Here is an 8,918-nt window from a genome sequence, read left to right as displayed (position 1 = left end):
GCACCGTGGCGATTCCGCCCCGGTGCGTCGTCCACAGGTCCAGCAGCGGCAGGGCTTCGCGGTCGCGCAACTCGCTGACGCAGATGCGCTTGAACTTCTTGCGAAGCGCAATGGTGCAGAGGGCCGTCAGGTCCCAATGCTCCGGCTTCCGCAGGTTCACCACGTCCAGCCCGTCGCACCGGAGCTCCGGCGTATCCTCTAGAATGCCCACCCGGTCGCGCGGGCAGAGCTGCGCCATCTCCAGCAGGAGCGACCGCGCAAACGTCGTCTTGCCGCTATCCATCCAGCCGCAGACGACGATGTTCCAGCGGTTCAGCACGGCTTCGCGCAGGACCGCGCGGCGCCCGGCGCTGAGCGCGCCGGACGCCACCAGCTCATCCAGCGAGAAGGTGCGCGGCGGGGGCTTACGGATGTTGAAAGAGGGCGCTTCGACCAGCGGCGGGATCTCGCCCTGGAGGCGGGCGCGACGGAAGAACTCCATCGGCAGCTCCGCCGCGATGGAAGGATTCTCCCGCGTGAGGCTGACGCGGTGATGCGTGGCGACGGCGTTTAGGAACATCACCGCCCGCGCCGGTTCCAGCTCCAGCCCCGTATCGACCGCGCCGGCCGAGTACGTGTCTTTCCAGAGCTTCCCGTCAGGGTTCAGGTATACTTCCGTCACGTCGTCGTCGGCCAGCGCGTCGAGGACGAGACGACCTGCGTGCGAACTGGAGAAGTACGCAACGAGTTGTCGCGCGAACTTCTCAGCGGAAGTGGATTCGACGGACTGATGGACCGCCATGCGAAATCATCCGAGCACGGGTTTTCGACGGCGGGCCCGTTGGGCCCTTGGCTGTCGAACCGTACTAGGAGATTTAGAAAAGCGTTCTACGAAGGAATGAAGATTTTACGAGGGCGAGATGTAGGAATGAGCCATCTAGAACGATTGCAACGTGCAACAGGGTCCCGTATTCTGTTGCTGAAAACTGTTGCAGCATCTTGGAGGAAACGATGAATCAGGAGAGCGCATGACGTGGGGCGGGTTTATCGGCGGCGGGGGGGCGAGTGCGGAGCAGAATGGTCGTACGCTTGTAAAACAAAGAAGGCGAGCCAATAGGGCTCGCCTTCTTTGTGCTATCGCGCCCTGTAAACGCGTTCGGTAGAGTCCGTGGGGAATCTCTCCCGCAGGTGCAGAACCGTCTGGTCCAGCACCCGGCGAACCTCCGGGCGCCCAGCGGCGGGAAACGTGCCGGCGAGCTGAGTGAGCAGGTACTCGGTCAGATCCTCTGCGTCATCCGCCTGTTGTGTTGTGTACCATCGGTGGAGTCGCAGAATAGTCGGCCGGTACGGCCTTGTTCCGTTCAGGAACTTGCTCAGGCCAGTCGGGCTCATGTCCACTTCCCTGGCTATTCCGCGCAGAGTTCCACGACCCTCTGCTAACCGCCTAGCGATTTCGGCACGCGCGGTGTCGATCACGAATACTTCTTCGATGTTAACTATGTTCATGGTGAGCATAGTAAACACCTATCTGCTCGACTGCAAGCGTTACGCCTTGGTCCCCAATCAAGCGGTCATCTGATCCGGTAGATCGGATGCCGCCAAGCGTATATACTCGAGGTCGGCTGCCTGTGGGGAGGGGAATCAGACAAGGAGACAACATCGTGCACGGCATACTCGAACATCACCTGGAATACGAGCAGCTGCGCGCCACCCTGCGTTTCGTCATCGGCGTGTGTGGGAACCCCCGCTACCACATCGCGCAAGAAATCGGTATCGCGGACCGGAGCCTACGCGATTTCCTTCGCGGCGCGGAACCCAGCCCTGACGCTCTGCGGAGCCTATGGTCCTGGCATCAGAGCGAGGACGTACTTACGCATGTGCTCCCTGAACAGGCCGCACTCTCAGTTTTAGTAGCCACGCTGCCTCTCACGGAGCGAGAAGCCGCCCGCGAGCGGCTGGTGCGCTGGTGCCGTGCAGCAGCGCTTCGGCGCGGCGTACCGATCCCAAAGTGGATCGCGACAGAAATGGCCGGGTGGCAGCAGATGCGGCGGTATCGCCGCAATCGTCGCTCATGATCGGAGTTGGCCGCAGTTTGACCTCACCCCGCGCAGTCCTGCCGCGTATCGTCCAGAAACGGGCGTAGCTCTCGGTGGAGTACGGCTCGCGCACGCATGAGACGCGTTCTCACCGTCACAGGGCTTATCCCGAGCTGATTCGCGATTTCGGCCGGTGTGTCACCGCGCAGCAGACCCAGGACCACCTCCCGCTGCGGCTGCGGCATTTTAGCCGACGCGACCCGATGGACGGCGCGGGCCAGCTCCCGGTACTGCGTGTGCCTGTCGGCCGCCGTGGGGCCTGGGATCGCATCCGCGGACTGCTCCGGCGCCATGCGCCGGTTGTCCCGCGCACTCTGCGCGTACGCGGTGCGCGCGAGGTTGTAGGCGACCGTCACGATGTAGGGGTGTGCCCGCGCCGCGTCGATGTTGGGGAGCGCGCGGTGGATGCGGACGAGCGCGGCCTGCGCCAAGTCTTCGGCAGCGTCGAACGGCATGGTACGAGAGAAGAACGAAACGAGGGCGGGGCGGAGCGCCGCGAGAAGGGCGTTCACGGAGAGTTCGGTTCCTGCCGACTGCGCCGTCGCAACGAGCTGCGCGAGCGTGTCAGGCGACGGCCAAGTCGTTGGGTACTGCTGCATACGTCCCACTACTTCCCGCGCACGTGTGTCCATCGGTGTGGCGCGGGGGACCGGCGCCCGGCGCTTTCAGCACCGCCCCCCTTTCCGCTTACTGCGGGTTCCGGCGCCGCCGGTGTCGGCGTCCGAATCCCCCGCCCGCCCCTTCGCCGGAGGGCGGAGGTTGAAGTCCCGTCTGTGGCGTTGGAACCGTCCCGCGTAGCAGGTGTCGAGCGGGGGGTGACAACTGCCCCTAGTCCGACTTTCGCCAAGCATTCAATTTCGCGCTACGCACCAATCGGTACGAGTCGCTGGTTAGCTAACACTGTTTTCACGCCACTCTCCGAGCGCACGAAGGATCGGCACCAGTTGCGCGCCGGACGGGGTGATCCCGTACTCAACGTGCTTGCGATGGCCCGGCTTTACGAAGCGGGCGAGCAGCCCGTCCGACTCCAACTCCCGCAGCACTTCCGTCAGAACCTTGTAGGGCACGGAGGAGAGCCGCGCGTGCAGTTCCCCATACCGAAGGCCTCCCCCGGCCAGTTCCAGCAACACTGAGGCTTTCCACCGTTTCCGCACTACATCCAACGCACTCTCCACGGGTGCGCTTCCGTTTCGCCGTCGTTCGTTCATGGAGTGTCCCCGGTCCGGTCGCGAGCCCCCCTCACTTCCCCGCTGGGCTTGCCAAGTGCTTGTTCCAGGTTGGAGCCCGTTGGAACTTCTTCCGTTTACCAGAACGTGCGACTCAGAGTTTCCCTTGGAGAATCCACCACAAACAAAACGGGACCGCCCCACGAGATTCGCGGGGCGGTCCGATGCGACCGGCCGATCGGAGGACGCTAGCTAGTGCGAACTGGCCATTTCCGATTCGTAAATGCCGACGAGGCGGCGATAGCCCAAGTCCCCGAGGAGCGTGCGCAGTGCTTCGCACTGGTTACGCTGCTGATCGAATAGACGCCCCGTGCCATTGGCCTCCGGCGGGAGACCATACGCGGCAGCCCACAGGTTCCGCTCCATCTGGGCGCCTTCCATAACGTGCGCATCCCCTGCCAGCCACCAGAGGACTTCCCCCGCGGTGGGCGGAGCGTCGTCCGTCGCCGGCTTCCAGTAAACTACCTGCGCGGTCACGTCCGCGCCTGGTCTGCGCAGCGTGACGTGGTAATGCACCTCCGCCTCATCGAGCGTCACAGTCATGTCGCGCGGGGCGATCCCAATGGGCTGTGCCGCAATCTGGATTTCGCACGAGTTCGCGAACGCGTCAAACTGCTCGTTCATCTCGACTTGGAAGGCTGGGGAAACAGGTGCCACCCCTGACAAATCCCAAGCTAATGAAGGCCACTCAACGGCGTAAGGGTTTGAGGACGAAGTTTACGCATCTGGCTAAGCCAGCAGTCCAGCGCCCGGCGCAACTAGCGCCGCTACGTTCATCTTTTCTCCTGCTCCGTCATCATCGACCTCACGACGAGCGAAGCCAACGTTCTGCTTCTCCCCGTGTTTCAATTCGGAAAATCTATACCTTGAGGAAACGGGGCAGGAGCGTCGATGGAACGAGCGTCGGACGGATGGGCGTCGGAGGATGCGACGGTAGTTGGTGGTGCGTCCATACATCCATCCGCACATCGCAGAAGCGAGAGGGACTGCCGAACGTTCGGCCGCCCCCTCTTACTTTGCGTTTAGCGGCTTCCGCCGCCGATGAACCCTCGCCACGCCATCGCTCCACCCACCCCTTCCGTTCAGTCGTCCGTGAGCCCATGCAGGCGGCTCCGTTCCACGCGGGCGTGGGCGCCTTCCATATCAGTTTCATCAAGTCGCTCCGCAGACTACCCCGCTCCTCATCCGGCAACGACTCTTTATGAGCCACGTCCGGGGCGTTGTCCGCCCGTGCACGCATGTGCCGGTCATACCGGAAGAGGTTCCGCATCGGGTGCTTTCTCTCGGTGGCTACACTCGGCAGAGTCACGTCAGCGCGCGTCCCGGCCGAGGCTTCCGGGCGCGGCGGCGGACTGCCGGGCGCGCGGCATAGAACGCACCGCACCTATCGCCAAGTACGGCCCTACGGGGGCGCGGTTGCCCCGTGCAGGTCCACGGCGCGGGATGGTGTGCAATGAATATCTCTGAGCGGATCAACGTATGGCGGCAAGACGCCGCCGTAATGCGCCGTTGGGGCGCGGAGGAAGCCGCCCAGGTGCTTGAACGGGCGGCGGCGGACTTGGAGGAGGACGTGCAGCGCACGGCATCCGCCGTACTCATCCACCCGGCCGCAACGGCAGACTTGCCCGAGCTGGTGGAAATGCGCGCCGCCGTGGCCCTGTCAGGGTACACGCGCGGGCACCTCCGGCGGATGATGGTTGCCAAGACGTTGACCAACTACGGCACGGAAGCCCGCCCTTTGCTTCGCGCGGCTGAACTGCCGCGCAAACCGGGCTATATGCCGTCCCGTCAGGATGCAGGCGAGGTGCAATAGTGGCAATGCCCTGTGCAATGCGTGCAATAACTGCAACCCCGAGGGAAGAACGGGAGGGGGTGTCGCTGGTGTTTTCCTTACAAAACACGGCGTGCACCCGCAATGTCGCCCTTGATTATTGCAGACAAACCCGCTATATTAGGGGTGTAGGTTGCGCGTGCGCGTCCGATGGAGAAAGCGAGCATTCCCATGGCGCGCATTAAGAATCAAGCGTGGAGCTACAACGCGGGCGAGCGCGGCACCAACTGGTGCCGGGCGTACGAGAAGTCTAAGGGCGGAATCATCCTGCTGGAATGGTTTGAGGATGCCTTAGACGAGCAGGGACAGCCTTGCCGGAACTCGGAGACGGGGACGGTCATAAAGGTCCGTAGACGCGAAAGCGTGGGCCACAGGGACCGCGACAAGGCCGAACAGGCCGCCAAGGACAAGGCAAAGGCGCTACTCTCGGAATCGTCCACCGCACGCGTTACGTCGCTCCGGCAACTGCTGAACCGCTATCTAAAGGAGGTGACGCCGACCAAGCAGCAGAGCAAGCAGCTACGCGACCCCCGATCCGTTCGCGTGTTTCTGGCCTACTTGCAGGACCGGGCCAACGCAGGGGAGAAGGAGCGCGGGCCGGAGCGGCACCCGTCCACGCTGGATAGTAAGGATTGGACCGGGTTCATTGCGGCACGAGCGGCGGGGACAATCACCGGGTGGAAACGGCAGTGCAGGAACAACCAGATCCGCGACGACCTGAAATTCCTTGTCGCGGTCCTCAATTGGGCCAGCGCAGCCGACGAGACGGAGCCCCACTTTCTGCAACTCAACCCGTGGCGTGCAGAGCGCCGCAGAGCGCAGAAGATGAGAATGCCGAAGGAGAAGGACCCCCAGCGGCCCGGAATCAGCGACGAGCAGCACGACGCGCTGATGCGGCACTCCCCGAACTGGCGGTTTGCGCTGGTGGCCGTACTTTGTCGCGAGACGCTGCACCGCGCGAACTCCGTGCGGCAGCTCCGAAAGCAGGACGTGGACCGGAAGCGGGGCCGCATCACGTGGCCGGGACAGTACGACAAGGCGGGGCGCAGGCTGGTTACCCCGCTGTCGCCCGAAGCTGAGGAAGCGTTGGACAGCATGCCCACGCCGACCGTACTTTCGCCTTGGTTGATCCCGTCCGAGCAGGACCCCGGCAAGCCGGTTTCACGGGCCGTGCTGAACAACTGGATGCAGCAGGCCAAGAAGGCGGCAGGGGTCGAGGAGGAGCGCGTAGGGTTCCACGCCTACAAGCGGGCGGGCGTGCGGACGGAAGCCTTCGGCCAATTCCGCGACAAGCTGCGGGAGCACCTGACGGGCACGACGGCCGAAACGCTCCGCGAAGTGTACGACGACGTAACGTACGAGGAGCTTGCCGAAGCGATGGAATTGCTTCGGAAGTCACGCAGAAGGGCCTAAAAGGCTCTTTGACACCAAGTGTTGACACCCTCGCTTTTTGAGGCTGGACGGGAGAGTGCCGTAAGTGGCACACAGGAAAGGACTTAGCAGGCGTCGCGGCGCCTGCGTGCCCCGCCCGGTTCAACCCCCCCCAGGGGTTTTGGGGGAGGTGGGCGAGCTCCGCGAGCCCGGAGGGGGCGCTCGCGCGGAGTCTGCCACGCACTCAGGACCACGCCTGAGAGACGCATCAGTCGCTCTCCGGCAATCCGCGATGCGCCTCGCCTTGGCTCGGCGAGAACGCCGAGGGAGCGCCGTCCTCCGCCGCGCGTCCTGCATCTGCCGGAAGCGAAAGGCGCCGCCCGGCTGATGGCCGGGCGGCGCCTCGATCCCACTCACGCACTGACGCACTCACGCACTAACGCACTTCAGTTCACTCCGGCAGGCGCACGTTCACGATGCCGTTCTCGCCCGTGGGATAGACGATGCGCAGGGAGATGACGTCGCCCGCGCCCTTGCGCTCCACGGCGCGGCTGAACGCGGCCACGTCGCGCACCTCCTGGCCGTCCACCGCCTGGATGCGCGTGCCTTCGCCGATGCCGTAGCGCGCGGCGGCGCTGTAGTTGGCGACGTCCGTCACCACCAGCCCCGTGGCGTTGGCCGGCAGCTTGTACCGGTCCGCCAGCTCCGGCGTGAGCACCGACACGCCCACGCCCAGCTTGGTGGCCTTCTCCGACTCCGGCGCGGGGCGCGCGGGACCCTGCCCCGTCGTCTCCTGGCCGGCCGTGGGCGCCTCCATCAGCCGCACCTCCACGCTGCGGCGCTCGCCGTAGCGAATCACGTCCAGCCGCACCGTCTCGCCCGGCTGGCGCGTGGCGATCATCCGCTGGAACTGGCCCACGCGCTCCACGGCTCGCCCGTCCACGCCCACGATCACGTCGCCCTGGCGAACGCCGGCGGCGCGCGCGGGGCTGCCTTCCGGAAAGTCCTGCGCCACCACGCCCTGGATGCGCTCCAGCCGGTACACCTCGGCGTCCTCGGGGCGCACGTTGGTCACGCTGATGCCCACCGCCGGACGGCGCACGCGGCCGTGGCGGATGAGGTCCTCGGCCACCTTGCGGGCCAGGTCGATGGGCACCGCGAAGCCGTAGCCCGCGTACAGCCCCGTGGGCGACGCGATGGCGCTGTTCACGCCCACCACCTCGCCGCGCAGGTTCACCAGTGGGCCGCCGGAGTTGCCCGGGTTGATGGGCGCGTCCGTCTGGATGAAATCCTCGATGGCCCAGTTGCGGTTGGTGCCCGCGTTGCTGCCGATGAGGTTGTTGAGCGAGCGGCCCTGCGCGCTCACGATGCCCGACGTGACCGTGGTGCCCAGGTCCAGCGGGTTGCCGATGGCCAGCACCCACTCGCCGATGCGCACGCCCTCGCTGCGGCCCAGCCGCACGGCGGGGAACCGCTCGCCCTCGATCTTGATGACGGCGATGTCCGTGAGCGGGTCGCGGCCCACCAGGCGCGCGGGCAGGTTGCGGTTGTCCTGCAGCACCACGTTGATCTGGTCGGCGTCGGCCACCACGTGGTTGTTGGTCATGATGTAGCCGTCTTCCGAGATCAGGAAGCCCGACCCGCTGGCCTCCTGCGGCACCTGCGGCCCCTGCTGCTGCGGGAACGGAAAGCCGAACGGCATCTCCATCTCCTCGTCCTCGTCCGGCTGCCCGCCGCGGCGGGGGCGGGCGCGGGGCGTGCGCTCCGTCTCGATGCTCACCACGGCCGGCGTGACCGACTCGGCGATGCTGATGAAGGCCTGGCTGAGCTCCTGGACGGGCCGCACCTCCGACGACGACGGGCGGTCGGGGGTCTGCAGCAGCGTGGCCGCGTGCGAGCCGGTGGTCCAGTCCAGGCCGCTCGCGAGCAGAACGCCGCCCGCGAACGCCCCTGCCGTCACACCCACCAGCTTGAGCTTTGCACGTACCGGATCGAGCATGATGTTGCGACTCCCGTCGTTGTCTCGTCAGTGCACCGGGGGGATTACGCCGAACGTATTATCGCGCACGAGGCGTCCTTCGCGGAAGCCCCACGGCATTAGACGGCCGTTAGCTCCGTCCGCGCCCGTGCGAGATGGGTGCCAAGTGCCAAGTACCAAGTGCCAAGTACCAAGTAACAGGACGTGTGATCCGGAGTTGGTTGGAGACCTGCGTCCGCGAAGCGTCATCCTGAGGGAGCGCCGCGCATAACCTGAACGCACACAGGGTTCTGGCGCGACCGAAGGATCTGGCGTGCGAAGCGACAGGCCGGCTCCATGCCTCGGAACCGGCTTGTCGCTTCGCCGGCAAGATCCTTCGTCGCCGCCTTGGATCGCGCACAGGCACAGTCGGCGCGGCGGCTCCTCAGGATGACGCT

The 8,918-nt window shown here is 65.4% G+C and carries 7 protein-coding genes; 2 read left to right on the top strand and 5 right to left on the bottom strand.

The genetic code is table 11. The annotated features are described in order from the left end of the window. The 4 genes from VFZ20_RS04490 to VFZ20_RS04475 form a co-directional block, all read right to left on the bottom strand. The coding region (locus tag VFZ20_RS04490; protein WP_329682636.1) for an ATPase, T2SS/T4P/T4SS family at window positions 1–781 on the bottom strand (781 nt) is incomplete at its 3' end. 1,296 nt (window positions 782–2,077) lie between these two features. Further along, complete coding sequence (locus VFZ20_RS04485) at window positions 2,078–2,587, bottom strand: sigma-70 family RNA polymerase sigma factor (RefSeq protein WP_329682635.1); 510 nt, start codon at window positions 2,585–2,587, stop codon at window positions 2,078–2,080. A 378-nt stretch (window positions 2,588–2,965) separates the two neighbouring features. Continuing rightward, window positions 2,966–3,283 (bottom strand): helix-turn-helix domain-containing protein, encoded by a 318-nt coding sequence (locus tag VFZ20_RS04480; protein ID WP_329682634.1) that lies wholly within the window; start codon window positions 3,281–3,283, stop codon window positions 2,966–2,968. A gap of 210 nt (window positions 3,284–3,493) precedes the next feature. Continuing rightward, window positions 3,494–3,925, bottom strand: coding sequence for a hypothetical protein (locus VFZ20_RS04475; RefSeq protein ID WP_329682633.1), 432 nt, complete (start codon window positions 3,923–3,925; stop codon window positions 3,494–3,496). Between the two features lie 829 nt (window positions 3,926–4,754). Between VFZ20_RS04475 and VFZ20_RS04470 the strand changes: the two genes are divergently transcribed. Both VFZ20_RS04470 and VFZ20_RS04465 read left to right on the top strand, forming a co-directional pair. Then, the gene (locus VFZ20_RS04470; protein ID WP_329682632.1) at window positions 4,755–5,114 is read left to right on the top strand and encodes a hypothetical protein; all 360 of its coding nucleotides are present in this window, start codon (window positions 4,755–4,757) and stop codon (window positions 5,112–5,114) included. A gap of 189 nt (window positions 5,115–5,303) precedes the next feature. Beyond that, window positions 5,304–6,545, top strand: coding sequence for a tyrosine-type recombinase/integrase (locus tag VFZ20_RS04465; protein WP_329682631.1), 1,242 nt, complete (start codon window positions 5,304–5,306; stop codon window positions 6,543–6,545). Between the two features lie 409 nt (window positions 6,546–6,954). Here VFZ20_RS04465 and VFZ20_RS04460 read toward each other — a convergent pair whose 3' ends face one another. Then, on the bottom strand, window positions 6,955–8,502 hold the full coding sequence (locus VFZ20_RS04460; protein WP_329682630.1) for a Do family serine endopeptidase: 1,548 nt from the start codon (window positions 8,500–8,502) through the stop codon (window positions 6,955–6,957). Between the last annotated feature and the right edge of the window lie 416 nt (window positions 8,503–8,918).

Origin of the sequence: Longimicrobium sp. (assembly GCF_036280135.1) — a bacterium.
Taxonomy (GTDB): domain Bacteria; phylum Gemmatimonadota; class Gemmatimonadetes; order Longimicrobiales; family Longimicrobiaceae; genus Longimicrobium.
The sequence above is the reverse complement of the archived record's forward strand: the minus strand, read 5'-3'. Positions and strand labels throughout refer to the sequence as shown.

Excerpts from the sequence above, each read along its gene's own strand:
- VFZ20_RS04475 (WP_329682633.1), bottom strand. The coding sequence starts at position 3,925 with ATGAACGAGCAGTTTGACGCGTTCGCGAACTCGTGCGAAATCCAGATT.
- VFZ20_RS04480 (WP_329682634.1), bottom strand. The coding sequence starts at position 3,283 with ATGAACGAACGACGGCGAAACGGAAGCGCACCCGTGGAGAGTGCGTTG.
- VFZ20_RS04470 (WP_329682632.1), top strand. The coding sequence starts at position 4,755 with ATGAATATCTCTGAGCGGATCAACGTATGGCGGCAAGACGCCGCCGTA.
- VFZ20_RS04465 (WP_329682631.1), top strand. The coding sequence starts at position 5,304 with ATGGCGCGCATTAAGAATCAAGCGTGGAGCTACAACGCGGGCGAGCGC.
- VFZ20_RS04460 (WP_329682630.1), bottom strand. The coding sequence starts at position 8,502 with ATGCTCGATCCGGTACGTGCAAAGCTCAAGCTGGTGGGTGTGACGGCA.